Origin of the sequence: Pseudomonas sp. Marseille-Q5299 (assembly GCF_943737035.1) — a bacterium.
GTDB lineage: Bacteria > Pseudomonadota > Gammaproteobacteria > Pseudomonadales > Pseudomonadaceae > Aquipseudomonas > Aquipseudomonas putida_E.
This window is the reverse complement of the sequence record NZ_CALSFR010000004.1, coordinates 483,857-498,175: the sequence shown is the minus strand read 5'-3', so window position 1 is coordinate 498,175 and position 14,319 is coordinate 483,857. Positions and strand designations below refer to the sequence as shown.

At 63.6% G+C, this 14,319-nt stretch carries 13 protein-coding genes and 1 pseudogene; 9 read left to right on the top strand and 5 right to left on the bottom strand.

The window, feature by feature from the left end:
• The first annotated feature begins 198 nt into the window (after positions 1-198).
• Entirely contained in the window at positions 199-1,209 is a 1,011-nt protein-coding gene (locus NGJ21_RS15290) for a FecR family protein (protein ID WP_119688742.1), read from the top strand.
• Positions 1,210-1,213: 4 nt separating this feature from the next.
• Here NGJ21_RS15290 and NGJ21_RS15285 read toward each other — a convergent pair whose 3' ends face one another.
• On the bottom strand, positions 1,214-2,533 hold the full coding sequence (locus NGJ21_RS15285; protein WP_251962335.1) for a Na+/H+ antiporter family protein: 1,320 nt from the start codon (positions 2,531-2,533) through the stop codon (positions 1,214-1,216).
• A gap of 216 nt (positions 2,534-2,749) precedes the next feature.
• On the opposite strand from NGJ21_RS15285, the pseudogene NGJ21_RS26095 reads away from it, so the two are divergent.
• Both NGJ21_RS26095 and NGJ21_RS26090 read left to right on the top strand, forming a co-directional pair.
• Positions 2,750-4,036: pseudogene (locus NGJ21_RS26095) on the top strand (methyl-accepting chemotaxis protein); the annotation flags it as partial.
• A gap of 102 nt (positions 4,037-4,138) precedes the next feature.
• The gene (locus tag NGJ21_RS26090) at positions 4,139-4,894 is read left to right on the top strand and encodes a methyl-accepting chemotaxis protein (protein ID WP_371316831.1); all 756 of its coding nucleotides are present in this window, start codon (positions 4,139-4,141) and stop codon (positions 4,892-4,894) included.
• Between the two features lie 195 nt (positions 4,895-5,089).
• Here the strand turns inward: NGJ21_RS26090 and NGJ21_RS15275 are convergent, their stop codons facing one another.
• A complete protein-coding gene (locus NGJ21_RS15275; RefSeq protein ID WP_309298328.1) occupies positions 5,090-5,431 on the bottom strand; it encodes a hypothetical protein in 342 nt (113 codons plus the stop codon).
• A 476-nt stretch (positions 5,432-5,907) separates the two neighbouring features.
• Here NGJ21_RS15275 and NGJ21_RS15270 point away from each other — a divergent pair, with 476 nt between their 5' ends.
• From NGJ21_RS15270 to NGJ21_RS15260, 3 genes are all read left to right on the top strand, one after another.
• Positions 5,908-6,531 carry a glutathione S-transferase family protein gene (locus NGJ21_RS15270; RefSeq protein WP_125924836.1) on the top strand — a complete coding sequence of 208 codons (624 nt, stop codon included), beginning with the start codon at positions 5,908-5,910 and terminating at the stop codon, positions 6,529-6,531.
• Between the two features lie 450 nt (positions 6,532-6,981).
• Positions 6,982-7,668, top strand: a complete 687-nt coding sequence (locus NGJ21_RS15265) for a type 1 glutamine amidotransferase domain-containing protein (protein WP_251962334.1) — start codon at positions 6,982-6,984, stop codon at positions 7,666-7,668.
• 12 nt (positions 7,669-7,680) lie between these two features.
• Positions 7,681-8,427, top strand: coding sequence for an SDR family NAD(P)-dependent oxidoreductase (locus NGJ21_RS15260; protein WP_251962333.1), 747 nt, complete (start codon positions 7,681-7,683; stop codon positions 8,425-8,427).
• A gap of 104 nt (positions 8,428-8,531) precedes the next feature.
• Here the strand turns inward: NGJ21_RS15260 and adhP are convergent, their stop codons facing one another.
• Positions 8,532-9,542 (bottom strand): alcohol dehydrogenase AdhP, encoded by a 1,011-nt coding sequence (gene adhP / locus NGJ21_RS15255; protein WP_119688737.1) that lies wholly within the window; start codon positions 9,540-9,542, stop codon positions 8,532-8,534.
• 173 nt (positions 9,543-9,715) lie between these two features.
• On the opposite strand from adhP, the gene NGJ21_RS15250 reads away from it, so the two are divergent.
• On the top strand, positions 9,716-10,702 hold the full coding sequence (locus tag NGJ21_RS15250) for a 5'-nucleotidase (protein WP_046785633.1): 987 nt from the start codon (positions 9,716-9,718) through the stop codon (positions 10,700-10,702).
• Positions 10,703-10,721: 19 nt separating this feature from the next.
• On the opposite strand, the gene NGJ21_RS15245 is transcribed toward NGJ21_RS15250, so the two are convergent.
• Entirely contained in the window at positions 10,722-11,207 is a 486-nt protein-coding gene (locus tag NGJ21_RS15245) for an anti-virulence regulator CigR family protein (RefSeq protein WP_251962332.1), read from the bottom strand.
• A 98-nt stretch (positions 11,208-11,305) separates the two neighbouring features.
• Positions 11,306-12,220 (bottom strand): LysR family transcriptional regulator, encoded by a 915-nt coding sequence (locus NGJ21_RS15240; protein WP_125924833.1) that lies wholly within the window; start codon positions 12,218-12,220, stop codon positions 11,306-11,308.
• Positions 12,221-12,405: 185 nt separating this feature from the next.
• Between NGJ21_RS15240 and NGJ21_RS15235 the strand changes: the two genes are divergently transcribed.
• The gene (locus NGJ21_RS15235; RefSeq protein WP_174141738.1) at positions 12,406-13,740 is read left to right on the top strand and encodes a nucleobase:cation symporter-2 family protein; all 1,335 of its coding nucleotides are present in this window, start codon (positions 12,406-12,408) and stop codon (positions 13,738-13,740) included.
• Between the two features lie 34 nt (positions 13,741-13,774).
• Positions 13,775-14,284: a nucleoside deaminase gene (locus NGJ21_RS15230; RefSeq protein WP_115275193.1), complete on the top strand. Its 510-nt coding sequence runs from the start codon at positions 13,775-13,777 to the stop codon at positions 14,282-14,284.
• Positions 14,285-14,319: the final 35 nt, after the last annotated feature.

Below are 14,319 nucleotides of genomic sequence, written 5' to 3'. Positions count from 1 at the left end.
GCAAATGTCAAAGCTTTCGTTAGGGGGCTATGGGAATAGCCCAGGGCCATACGCCAGGTGGGTGCCGGGAAGGGTTCTCAAACGCTGGAAAATCCGGGCGAAACCGATCAAAACACACATAACTGATAGTCATTCGCCATTACCTTGGTTCTCGGGAGGCCCCTCGCAGGGGTAGAATGCGCAAAACCCGGAGCCGCAATGAACCAAGACCGCCTCAATCCCAGCCCAGACGATGCCATCACCGACGCCGCCGCGCAGTGGTGCATGCGCCTGCACGCCGACGATTGCACCCAGGCCGAGCGTGAAACATTCGCACGCTGGTTGGCAGCGGACCCGCGCCACGCCGATGAATACCAGGCGATGCTGGAAATCTGGCAGACCGCCGACCTGCTGCCGCGCAACGCCACGGTCATCGATTTCAACCCACCTGTACGCACTATGGCGCGGCAACGCCGCCACTGGCGGCCCATGGCCTCGGCAGCAGCCATCGCCCTGCTGGTGTTGCCGCTAGCGGGCTGGGTTGGCTGGGAGCAGGGCTGGCTGCCCAACCACTACCAGCACGTTGAAGCAGGCGACCAGGCGCGGACCGTGCAGCTGAGCGACGGCAGCACGGTGGAGCTCAACCTCAACACCGAACTGACCTACTTCAACTACAAGGACCAGCGCCAGGTCACGCTCAAGCGAGGCGAGGCGTTCTTCAAGGTGCAGCATGACAGCACCCACCCCTTCATCGTCCGTGCCGGCCACGGCCAGACCCGGGTCACTGGCACCCAGTTCAACGTGTGGAAGTATCAGGACCAGGTCAAGGTCACCCTGGTACAGGGTTCGGTGCTGGTCAGCAGCGACGGCAGCACCGGCGGCTACCGCCTTGGCCCAGGCATGCAGGCCAGTTATCGCACCGGCGACTTCGAGCCGCAGTTGGCCCAGAGCGAAGACTATGGCAACAGCCTGGCCTGGCGCAGCGGCAAGCTGGTGCTCGACAACCTCAGCCTCGAACAGGCACTGCCAGTGATCAACCGCTACCTCGATGCGCCCCTGCTGCTGGCCGATGCCAGCACCGGCCGCATCCGCATCAGCGGCATCTACAACACCCGTGAAGTCAAGCGCCTGGTGGACAACCTGCCCAAGGTGCTGCCGGTGTACCTGACCCGCAGCAAGGACGGCAGCACCGTCCTCAACCGCATTTCCCCGCCGCCCGACAAGGGCTGATGCGCTAGAGCGTCATCGCCGCCAGCCAGCCAAACGCCATCAGTGGTAGGTTGTAGTGGATGAACGTCGGTACCACGGTGTCCCAGATATGGTGATGCTGGCCATCGACGTTGAGCCCCGAGGTTGGCCCAAGGGTCGAGTCCGATGCCGGCGAGCCTGCATCGCCCAAGGCACCGGCGGTGCCGACGATGCACACCGTGGCCAGCGGGTCGAAGCCCAGCTGCACGCACAGCGGCACGAAGATCGCCGCCAGAATCGGCACCGTCGAGAACGACGAACCGATGCCCATGGTCACCAGCAACCCCACCAACAGCATCAGCAAGGCACCAACGCCCTTGCTGTGGTCGATCCATTGCGCCGAAGTTTGTACCAGGCCGTTGACCTCGCCAGTGGCTTTGAGCACCTCGGCGAACCCCGAAGCTGCGATCATGATGAACCCGATCATGGCCATCATCTTCATGCCTTCGGTGAACAGGCCGTCGGTGTCTTTCCAGCGCACGATGCCCGACAGCGAGAAGATCAGGAAACCGACCATGGCACCGATGATCATCGAGTCCAGCCACAGCTGGACGATGAACGCCGCAGCGATCGCCAGCCCCGCCACCAGCAGGGTCAGCGGGTTGTACTGCACGCTGGCCTGCTCGACCTGCTCGATGCGCGCCAGGTCATAGTCACGCTTCTTGCGGTAGCTGAAGAACACCGCCAACAGCAGCCCGGCCAGCATGCCCGCCGCCGGAATGGCCATGGCATGGGTGACGTTGACATCGCTCACGTCCACGCCTGCGCGGGCAACGTTGGCCAGCAGGATCTCGTTGAGGAAGATGTTGCCAAACCCTACCGGCAGGAACATGTACGGCGTGATCAGGCCAAAGGTGATCACGCAGGCGATCAGCCGGCGGTCGATGCGCAGACGGGTCAGCACGTACAGCAGCGGCGGCACCAGCAGCGGGATGAAGGCGATGTGGATGGGCAGGATGTTCTGCGACGACACCGCCACCACCAGCATCAGGCCGATCAGCAGCCACTTGACCTTGCCGCCGCTGGCATGGCCCTGGCGGTCGATCATCGCCAGCGCACGGTCGGCCAGAGCGTGGGCCAGGCCGGACTTGGCAATCGCCACGGCAAAGGCGCCGAGCAAGGCGTAGGACAACGCCACCGTGGCGCCACCGCCCAGGCCGCCGTTGAAGGCCTTGAGCGTGCCCTCGATGCCCAGGCCACCGACCAGGCCACCGGCCAGGGCGCCGATGATCAAGGCGATGACCACGTGCACGCGCGACAGGCTGAGTATCAGCATGATGCCTACCGCGGCAATCACTGCATTCATGGTTTGGCTTTCCTCGTAGCTGCAGACAAAAAGCGCGCACTCTGCAGCACTGGCGCACAGATGTCAAAAGCGCCAGGCGGCGGCGTATTACGCGGGCCGGCAAATTTAAATTGAATGTTTGAATAAAGAAAAAACCGGGGCCGCCGATATAGCAGAGGGATTGAGCCCCACCCAAGATCCAAAGCCAAACCCTTACCCTCAAAAAAGGGACGCCCCATGCCTTTGCGACAACTTTCCATCCAGTGGAAGATCACCCTGCTTGCCGGCCTGTGCCTGGCCAGCATCGTCACACTGCTCGTCGGCCTTTCGCTGTACCGCATGGACCACAGCTCGGACCTGGTCAAAGCCAGCAGCGAGAAGATGCTCAGTGAGGCAGCGCAGGCGCGCATTGAGTCGCAAGGCGAGGTCCAGGCCTTGAACATCAGCCGCCAGTTCATGGATGCCTACCAGTACGGCGCCGGGTTCGCCCGCCAGGTGCTGTTCCTGCGTGAACAGGCGGAAAAGCGCTTCCTGGATGCCTACGACCTGCGCGAAGACATGACCCGCCAGGTTCGTGCAGCCCTGCAGGCCAACCCCGACCTGCTGGGCCTGTCACTGGTGTTCGAACCCAATGCCCTGGACGGCAAGGACAGCCTCTTCACCGGCCAAGCCGAGCTTGGCAGCAACGAGACCGGCCGCTTCGCCCTGTACTGGTCGCAGCCGCGCGTGGGCCAGCTGACCGCCATGGCCCTGCCCGAGCACGACATGGCCAACACCGAGATCGGCCCCAGCGGCCAGCCCGCCAACACTTGGTGGGTGTGCCCGCGCAGCAGCGGCAAGGTCTGCGTGGTGGAGCCGTACTTCTACGACATCGACGGCCACCGCGTGCTGATGACCAGCATCGTGTTCCCGCTGGCGGTCAACGGCAAGGTGATCGCCACCCTGTCCATCGACATCAACCTCAACAGCCTGCAGGCCCTGAGCCAGGAAGCCAGCCGTAGCCTGTACGAAGGCCGCACCACGGTCGGCATTCTCAGCCCCGTGGGCCTGCTGGCCGGCTACAGTGCCGATGCCAGCAAGCTGGCCCAGCGTTTTGACCAAGTTGACACCAGCAAAGGCGCCGAACTGGTACGCAAGCTGGCCGAAGGTAAATTGAGCGTCCACCACGACCAGCAACGCCTCAAGGTACTCGCGGCGTTCCAGCCGATCCCTGGCGCCCAGCCATGGGGTGTGCTGCTGGATGTGCCGGAAAACGCCCTGACCGGGCCGGCCGAGGCGCTGAAACAAGAGCTCGACGCCCTGAACACCAGCGGCACCCTGTTGGAGCTGGGCCTTGGCCTGGGCGCTGCGATTGCCGGCCTGCTGCTGGTGTGGCTGATGGCCCGTGGCGTGACCCGGCCGATCCTCGGGGTGGCGGCCATGCTCAAGGACATCGCCAGTGGTGAAGGCGACCTCACCCGCCGCCTGACCTATGACAAACAGGACGAGCTCGGCGAACTGGCCGGCTGGTTCAACCGCTTCCTGGACAAACTGCAGCCGACCATCGCCGAGGTCAAACGCTCGGTGCAGGCGGCCCGCAGCACCGCCGACCAGTCCTCGGCGATTGCCACGCAAACCAGCGCCGGCATGGAACAGCAATACCGCCAGGTCGACCAGGCGGCCACCGCCTCGCACGAAATGAGCGCCACGGCCCAGGATGTCGCCCGCAGCGCCGCACAGGCTGCACAGGCCGCCCGTGAAGCAGACCAGGCGACCCGCGAAGGCCTGGCGGTGATCGACCGCACCACCCGCAGCATCGACACACTGGCAGCAGACATGAGCCATGCGATGGCCGAGGTCGAAGGGCTGGCCCACAACAGCGAGAAGATCGGCTCGGTGCTGGAGGTGATCCGCTCGATCGCCGAGCAGACCAACCTGCTGGCACTCAATGCCGCCATCGAAGCCGCCCGTGCCGGTGAGGCCGGCCGTGGCTTCGCCGTGGTCGCCGATGAAGTGCGCAACCTGGCCCAGCGCACCCAGGAGTCGGTGGAAGAAACCCGCCAGGTCATCGAAGCCCTGCAGGCCGGCACCCGCGAGGTGGTCGGCGCCATGGACAACAGCCACCGCCAGGCCCAGGGCGGTGTGGAGCAGGTCGGCCAGGCCGTCACCGCGCTGCAGCGCATCGGCCAGGCCGTGACCGTGATCACCGACATGAACCTGCAGATCGCCTCCGCCGCCGAAGAACAGAGCGCAGTGGCCGAAGAGATCAACAGCAATGTCGCGACCATCCGCGATGTCACCGAGTCGTTGTCCGGGCAGGCCAACGAGTCGGCGCGGGTCAGCCAGTCGCTCAACAGCCTGGCCAACCAGCAGCAGGGGTTGATGGACCAGTTCCGCGTCTGACGGGTGCTTCTCATCACTGGCATGGCTACGCAAACATTCCAGCGATGAGGCCTGCAACAGCTGACATGCAGCGGGGTGCCTGTGGCCGGGTTGCCGGCGACAGGATCGGGCTGCATGAGGTGAGTGAATGTCAGGTCCGATCACCTCCATGATCATCCCCGACATCATGATTGACCCCATCATCAGCACCATGCCCTACGCCGTGGGCCTCACCCACACCATGACTGGCTTCGTGATTCGCTTCATGGTTGGCCCCATCATCCGCCCCGTTGCGGCCACTTTCACCGCGACCTGAGCTAGCATGACCGCCGCCATCACCGCTGTGGCCGCTACCGCCGTGGCCTGCGCCACTGCCACCGCTGCCGCCTCCATGCCCCCCACCGCCGTGACCGCCGCCTCCGTGACCTCCCCCACCGCCGTGGCCACCACCACCGCTACCCCCACCGTGGCCGCCACCACCGCCACCACCGCCACCATGGCCACCACCACCACCACCACCACCACCACCACCACCACCACCATCCTTCGCATACGCATTCGAAGTATTGCCGATAGTGTCAGGCACCAATACCGCCGAAGCCGACAACACAGCCCCGATGGCCAAAGCCAACAAGCATTTCCTGAGCATGATGATCCTCCGCTTGGAGTTGCACAGATTGCTTGCGGCAACCTGTGTTTTGCGGCCCCCCATGGGGCGACCTGCCAAACCAGCGCGACCATCCATCAGCAGCGGTGAACGTGATCCTTCAGGGCCTGCTGGCCTAATGTTGCAGAATGTTTCTCAAGTAGTGAGCGTAGCCGGCTGCCGGGCTTCTTGCCCGCGATCCATTCAAATGCTAAACGCCAGAATGGGCGTAACACCAAGGCTGCAAGGCCTCGGTAACGGCCGTCTCGCCGGGGACCGAATCGGTGCCTAGGTGGGGGTGCATGGCCGCTACTGCCCATTGCGCTTTACGCTTGACCGAAGAAGTGCCGTGGTTGACGATCGGCTCTTCCCGGAAAAGGACTACAGCATGCTACGGATATTGGGCAGGGATTCTTCCATCAACGTGCGCAAGGTCCTCTGGGCCTGCATCGAGTTCGATATTCCCTTCGAGCGCGAAGACTGGGGCGCAGGCTTCCAGCCCACCGACACGCCCGCCTTCCTGGCCCTGAACCCCAACGCCATGGTCCCAGTGATTCAGGACGGCGACTTTACGCTGTGGGAATCCAACACCATCATCCGCTACCTGGCCACGCGTTATGGCGATGCACTGGTGTACCCCACCGAGGCCACGGCCAGGGCCAGGGTGGATCAATGGATCGACTGGCAGGCCTCGGACCTGAACCGCTCGTGGAGCTATGCGTTCATGTCGCTGGTGCGTCACTCACCCGCGCACCAGGATGCCCAGGCGCTGGCCGCCGGCTGCGCGGACTGGTCGCGCCATATGCGAATCCTCGAGCAGCAGCTGGCTGCGACCGGTGCTTATGTGGCCGGTGACAGCTTTACGCTGGCCGATATCCCCATCGGGCTTTCGGTCAATCGCTGGTTCGAAACGCCCTTCGAGCACCCTCACCTGCCGGCGGTGCGGGATTACTACCAACGGTTGAGCGAGCGTGCAGGCTTCCTGGCCCATGGGCGCAACGGGATGGCGTAGGGGTAGCGTCAACCACGAGGGCCAGGCCGGCGTAACGGCTGAAGCTCGACAGGCACCGGCTTCGCCGGTGATCGCCGGCAAGCCGGCACACACACGAGGTACGGCGCCGGCCATAAGGCATGGCATCCAACCCGTTTCACCACCTTGCGGGGCACTGGCTTATCCAATTTCTACAGCTGACGCCACTCCTGTAGGAGCCGGCTTGCCGGCGATCACCGGCAAAGCCGGTGCCATACACCGCAGCGCCTGCATCACCAGCAAGGGCGATGCTGCATTCTGCCGCAGGATATCGGACATACTTGCTTTGCCAGGCCGTGGTATGGCCGCAGACTGCGCAAAGCTGACAACACAGGATGCTGCTGCGCAGGGAACGTCTGCCCTGCGCAGCCCTCCCACAGTAATGCAGGGCGAACCGCGCGCTGCCCATTCATGTTTGGAGAACAGGCTCAGATGAAAAAGATCCTGATGGTGCTGACATCCCACGATCAGTTGGGCGACACCGGCAAAAAAACCGGCTTCTGGCTGGAGGAGTTCGCCGCACCTTACTACGTGTTCATCGACGCCAACGCCGACGTCACCCTCGCCTCGCCCAAAGGCGGGCAGCCGCCGCTGGACCCCAAGAGCGACGAGGACGATGCGCAAACCGATGCGACCCGGCGTTTTCGCAGTGACACCGAGGGGCAGATGGCATTGGCCGACACAGTACCGCTGAGCGAAATCGACCCTTACGACTTCGACGCCGTGTTTTATCCCGGTGGCCATGGGCCGCTGTGGGACCTGGCCGAGGACAAGGACTCCAAGACGCTGCTCGAAGCCTTCTATGCGTCCAACAAACCGATTGCCGCCGTGTGCCATGCGCCGGGTGTGTTCAAGAACGTCAACGCGCCAGACGGCCATCCTGCGGTCAAGGGCAAGAAAGTGACCGGGTTCGCCAACAGCGAGGAAGACGCGGTCGGGCTGACCGATGTGGTGCCATTTCTGGTCGAGGACATGCTCAAGCGCAATGGCGGTGAGTATTCCAAGGGCCCGGACTGGGCAAGCCATGTGGTCGAGGACGGGCACCTGATCACCGGGCAGAACCCGGCATCGTCCGAGGCGGTGGCCACGGCGCTGCTCAAGCGCCTGGCAAGCGAATAGGGCCGCTGCACCATGACGCTGAACGCACTCATCTGCGGCGCCAGCCAGGGCATCGGCCTGGCGCTTTGTAAACAGCTGCTGGCACGCGATGACATGGCGCGGGTGTGGGCGGTGTCGCGCCAGGCCAGGGGCAGCGAAGCCCTGGCCGCGCTCGCCGCTGCACATGGCGAGCGCCTGGTGTGCATCGATTGCGACGCCCGCAACGAACAGTCCCTTGAAGCACTGGCCCGTGAGGTCGGCCGCACCTGCACGCACCTTGATCTGGTCATAAGCACCTTGGGCATTCTGCAGCGCGACGGTGCCAAGGCGGAAAAGGCCCTGGCCCAACTCGACCTGGCTGGCCTGCAGGCCAGCTTCGCGACCAACGCGTTCGCGCCGGTGCTGCTGCTCAAGCACCTGCTGGCGCTGCTGCGCAAGCAGCCCTGCACCTTTGCCGCGCTGTCGGCCAGGGTCGGGTCCATCGGCGACAATCGCCTGGGCGGCTGGTACAGCTACCGCGCCAGCAAGGCCGCGTTGAACCAGTTGCTGCATACGGCAAGCATCGAACTCAAACGCATCAACCCAGCTTCCACGGTGCTGGTGCTGCACCCCGGCACTACCGATACGCAGCTTTCCCAACCGTTTCAGGCCAATGTGCCCGCCGAGCAATTGTTTGAACCTGCGTTCGCGGCGCAGTGCATCCTGGAGCAGATTGGCCGGCTTGGGCCGGCGGACAGTGGCAGCTTCTGGGCGTGGGACGGTCAGCCGATCACCTGGTGATGTTGCCAAGGTTGAAGACAGTGACGGGTGCATGGCTCGGGTGTTCTGGCGCTCGATCCAGACAGCGCTGAAAACCCCGCCCCATGCACCTGACAGGGCACTGCTCAATCCGCGAAGTTGATCACCATCCGACCCTTGATCTTACCTGCCAGCATCTCTTCGAAAATGTCGTTGATGTCTTCGATCGGCCGCAGCGTCACCTTCGGCACCACCTTGCCTTGCGCGGCAAATTCAAAGGCTTCAGCCAGGTCCTGGCGGGTACCGACCAGTGACCCGACCACTTCGATGCCATCGAGCACCAGCCGCGGAATGTCCAGGCTCATGGCCTCCGGCGGCAGCCCGACAGCCACCAGCCGGCCACCGGCACGCAGCGCATCGACCGCAGAGTTGAACGCGCTTTTCGACACTGCCGTCACCACGGCCGCATGCGCGCCACCGGTTTGCGCCTGGATGACTTTGGCTACATCCTCACTGCGCGCATTGACCACCAGGTCGGCGCCCATTTCACGGGCGAACGCCAGTTGCTCATCATTCACATCGATCGCGATGACCCGGGCGTTGAAGACATTCTTCGCATACTGCAGGGCCAGGTTGCCCAGCCCACCGAGGCCGTAAACCGCAATCCACTGCCCGGGGCGGATGTTGGACGATTTCACCGCTTTGTAGGTGGTCACACCAGCGCAGGTGATGCTGCTGGCGGCAGCCGAGTCGAGCCCGTCGGGCACCTTTACCGCGTAGTCGGCCACCACGATGCACGCCTCGGCCATGCCGCCGTCGACGGTATAGCCCGAGTTCTTCACCTCACGGCACAGCGTTTCGTTACCGCTGTTGCAGTACTCGCAGTGCCCACAGCCCTGGAAGAACCACGCCACGCTGGCCCGGTCGCCCGGCTTGAGCGAAGTGACGCCCGGCCCTACCTCCACCACCACGCCAATCCCTTCGTGGCCGAGGATCACACCGGTCTTGTCACCGAAATCGCCATTCTTGACGTGCAGGTCGGTGTGGCACACGCCACAGCACTGCATCTTCAGCAACGCTTCACCGTGCGCAAGCGAGCGCAGTTTTTTTTCCACCACCTCCACACGGCGCCCTTTTGCAACAACTGCAGCTTTCATGAATGCCTCCTTGATTACCTGAGTGAGCTTGAGTTGAAGGGTTCAGCATAGTGGTGGTTTGGCCGCAGGACTTGCTGCAGGTCAGGGTCTGTGACGGTAGGTGCCCGGGTTTGCTAGGATTCGAGCCTAGCCTGCTGACAAGGCGCCCCTGCACCATCACCAGGAAGCCCGCCATGCCCTACCCCATCGAACAGAAACTCGTCGTCGGCGTCGCCTCAAGTGCACTGTTCGACCTGACCGTCTCGGACGATATCTACCAGACAGATGGCGTGGAAGCCTACCGCCTGCACCAGGAAGCCAACCTCGACGTACCCTTCCCCAAAGGCGTGGCATTCCCCTTCATCCGCCGCTTCCTGAGCATCAACAAGGCCTTCCCCGAGCAGTTGCCGGTAGAAGTGGTGCTGCTGTCGCGCAACTCACCCGAAACCGGCCTGCGGGTGTTCCGCTCCATCGCCCATTACGGCCTGGACATCACCCGTGCCGCATTCATGTCCGGCCGCTCGCCCTACGAATACATCCCCGCCTTCAACGCCTCGCTGTTTCTCAGCGCCCACGAAGGTGACGTGCAGCGTGCCATCGACGCCGACTACCCCGCCGGCCTGGTGCTGCCGAGCAAGATCTATGATGACGAGATCGACACCGAATTGCGGGTGGCCTTCGACTTCGATGGGGTGATTGCCGATGACGAAGCGGAGAGCGTGTACAAAGAGCGCCAGGACCTGAATGAATTCCAGGCCCATGAACATGCGCACAAGGCCATTCCGCACCAGCCGGGGCCGTTGGCGGACCTGTATCGCAAGCTTTCGCTGATTCGCACGCTCGAAGATCAGAAGCTGGTGCAGGACCCGGCATACAAACGCATCCTGCGTATCGCCATCGTCACCGCGCGCAATGCCCCGTCACATGAACGGGTGGTGACGACCTTGAAGGACTGGGGTGTTTCACCGGATGAATCGTTCTTTCTTGGGGGAATGGAGAAGAGCCGCGTGCTGTCGATTCTCAAACCACACATGTTCTTCGATGACCAGCGCAGCCATCTGATGTCGGCGGCAGGGGATTTGCCGATGGTGCATGTGCCGTTTGGGGTAGCCAACAAAACGCTAGAGCGGCGCCCGAGCGAGGTGGTCAACACGACCACGGCACGCTTGAAGATGGGTTGAAAGCGCCGCTTCAGCCACTTCAATCGAACGCCCCGTTCACCACCTCATAAATGATCCCCGTGGCGACAGCTACCAGGATCAGGTCAACCCCGGCCTGCATCCACTCGTATCCGTCGTAATGCGGCAACTGCCCAAGCAGCCGGCCATCGAGCTTCTTGGCGATACCAGGCGGCAGCGGCTTGCCGCGCGCCAGGTTTTTCTGGATGCCCGGCGGCAATGCGGGGCCCGGGCTCCAATAACTGCGGTGGCCACCCAGAATGCCCAGCACATCCCCCCGGTCGATCGAGGGCCCGCCATGCCAGTCATCGCTACCCGAGCCACCCTTTTTGCCGCCAGCGTTGCCTTGCCCTTGGGCATGCGGAGCCTGCCCCTTGCCTTGCCCATGCCCCTTATCGTTGCCATTACCGTTGCCTTTGCCGTTACCCGGGTCGGCGAGCGCAGCGCCCGACGCCGCGAGCAATGCCACTGACGTTACAGCGACAATCAGAGCGTTCAACTTGGCCATGAGAGCATCCTTTGCGGTGTAGAGGTTTGTTGAAATGTAGACGACATTGCAATCATCGGCAGCAGGCCAGCGCGCCTGGCAGGCTCAGCACATGGCGCCTACAACGTGGTAGGCATGCCGCGCCGGTCCAGCTCGAACACCTTGGTGCGCTGCAGGCAATCGCGCAACCACAGGGCAGCCCTGCCCGGCCGGCGCTGCTGATGCCAAAGCAGGTCGACGCCGACCAACCAGTCGGTGTGCGGATAGGCCTGCAGCTGCAACTCGATCAGCTCACCGGCACCCAGCTCCCGCTGCACCAACTGCCGTGGCAGGGTCGCCCAACCCAGGCCACCGCGCACCATTTCCACCAGCGCCAGGTAGCTCTCGGCCTGCCAGAGCTGCGCGGTACGCAAGTATTCGCTGCTGGGCAGCTTTTGCGCGTGGGCGAAGAAGGCCAGGCGGCGGTGGGCGTGCAGGTCGGCGAAGGTGCAGGTTTGCAGTTGCGCCAGCGGGTGGGTGGCGTGGCAGACATGAGCCATGATCAGTTTGCCCAGCTGCTGGAAGGCCAATGCAGGCGGGTAGCCCGGCTGGGAAAAAGCGATGCCAAGGTCTGCCTCACCCTTAAGCACCATTTCGCTGACATCGCCGTGCACCGGGTGGCGAATCAGCAAGTCGACGAAGGGGAACGCCTGATCGAACGCTTTGAACACCGGGATCAGTGACCCATACGGCACCTCGATGGCGAGCGTGAGCGCAGGCTCGGCCTGCTGCGCCAGGTTGTCGGCGCTGCCCTCCAGGGCATAGCAACGCTCAAGGATGCCCTCGGCCCGCAGCAGCAGTTTATGCCCGGCGGCGGTCAATGCCGGAATGCGGCTGCTGCGGTCGAACAACTCCACGCCCAGGTCGGTTTCCAGGTTGCTGATTGCAGCGCTGACGGTGGACTGGGTACGCCCCAGGCGCCGCGCCGCTGCCGAAAACGAGCCCGCCTGTACTGCGGCGACGAACACCTGCAATTGCTCCAGCGAAAAGCGCATCCCAACCCCCTGCCCTGCCACATGATCCATCGATGCTAACGATGGTTATTCATTTGTTCCATCGTTCATTTCGCCGGATCATCGGCCTCGACCACGCTTGCAGCTGCCCTGTTCAAACCTGCGCTGCGTGTCACTCCAGGCGCCGAAAACAACGAAAAGAGCCGCACCTTCAGGAGATTCACGCCATGAGCCCAAGCAAGGTCCACGCTGTAGACGAAGTATTACCGCTGCGGCAACTGTTCACCTTTGGCCTGCAGCACGTGCTGGTGATGTATGCCGGCGCGGTCGCGGTGCCACTCATCCTCGGCAGCGCACTGGGCCTGACCCAGGCGCAGGTCGTGACGCTGATCAACGCCAACCTGTTCACCTCGGGCATCGCCACACTGATCCAGACCCTCGGGTTCTGGCGCTTCGGGGCACGCCTGCCGTTGATCCAGGGCTGCTCGTTCATCGCGCTGGCACCGATGATCATGATCGGCAAGCAGTACGGCCTGCAGGAGGTGTTTGGCGCCGTGATTGCCGCCGGCGCCATCACCATTGGCCTCGCGCCACTGTTCAGCCGGCTGCTGCGCTTTTTCCCGCCGGTGGTGATCGGCAGCCTGATCACCATCATTGGTATCTCGCTGATGCCCGCAGCGGCCATCTGGCTGGGTGGCGGCGACCCGGGTGCACCGGACTTCGGCAACCCCGCCAACCTGCTGCTGGGCATGGCGACGGTCGCCATCACGCTGCTGGTGTATGCGCGCTTTTCGGGCTTTATCGGCAACCTCAGCGTGCTGATCGGCCTGCTGTGCGGCAGCCTGCTGGCCGCAGCCTTTGGCATGACCCACTTCGGCAAGGTCAGCGAAGCCGCCTGGTTCGAGCTGAGCCCACCCATGGCCTTCGGTGCGCCGCAGTTCTCCACCACGCCAATCCTCATCATGGTGCTGGCGATGCTGGTGATCATGGCCGAGACCACGGGCAACTGCCTGGCCATCGGCAAACTGGTCGGCAAGCCCACAGATACCAGCACACTAGGCAACGCTTTCCGGGCAGACGGCCTGTCGACGATGCTCGGCGGGCTGTTCAACAGTTTCCCGTACAACGCCTTCACCCAGAACACCGGGCTGATCGCGCTTTCCAACGTCAAGAGCCGCTTCGTGGTCGCCGCTGCCGGCGCAATCATGGTGCTGATGGGGCTGTTTCCTAAACTGGGCGCGCTGATCGCCGCCGTGCCCACGCCGGTGCTGGGCGGGTGCGCCATCGTCATGTTCGGCATGACCACGGTGGCCGGTATCCAGGCGCTTTCACGCGTGCCTTTCGAAGGTACCCGCAACGGCATCATCGTCGCCGTTTCGATCAGCGTCGGCGTGTTGCCAATGTCGTTCCCGGCGCTTTTCCATCACCTGAGCGGCCCGCTCAAGCTGGTGCTGGAGAGCGGCATTTTCCTCGGCGCGATCACGGCGATCACGCTCAACCTGCTGCTCAATGACGACAAGACCACAGACCCGGACCGCGCCGATGCCAGCGTGGCCAAGTGAGCCCTTTTACCCCTGCCTATCCCCAGGAGCATCCATGACCACTCCCTACACGCCAGTTGCCACCGACCTGTCCGCCCTCGACCTGGACCTGCTACGCCAGTCGATGCGCCTGGCAGAGCAGTCCAAAGCACGCGGTCGCCACCCCTTCGCGGCCATCGTCGCCGATGCCGAAGGCCGGGTGATCGCCAGCGCCGGCAACAACTCCATGCCGCCCGAAGGCGACCCCACCCAACACGCCGAACTGGTCGCTGCGGCCCTGGCAGCCAAGGCCCTGCCGCCCGAAGCACTGGCCAACTGCACGCTCTACACCAGCGCCGAACCCTGCTGCATGTGCGCCGGTGCCGTGTACTGGACCGGTATTGGCCGGGTGGTGTATGCGCTGTCGGAACATACGCTGCTCGGGCTGACCGGGGACCACCCGGAAAATCCGACGTTTTCCTTGCCGTGCCGTGAGGTGTTCGCCCGTGGTCAGCGTGATGTGATCGTGCACGGCCCGCTGTTGGAGGACGAAGCAGCGGCTGCGCACAAGGGGTTCTGGAAATGAGCATGGCCGCACACTGAGCCCAAGAAGTGCCAGGC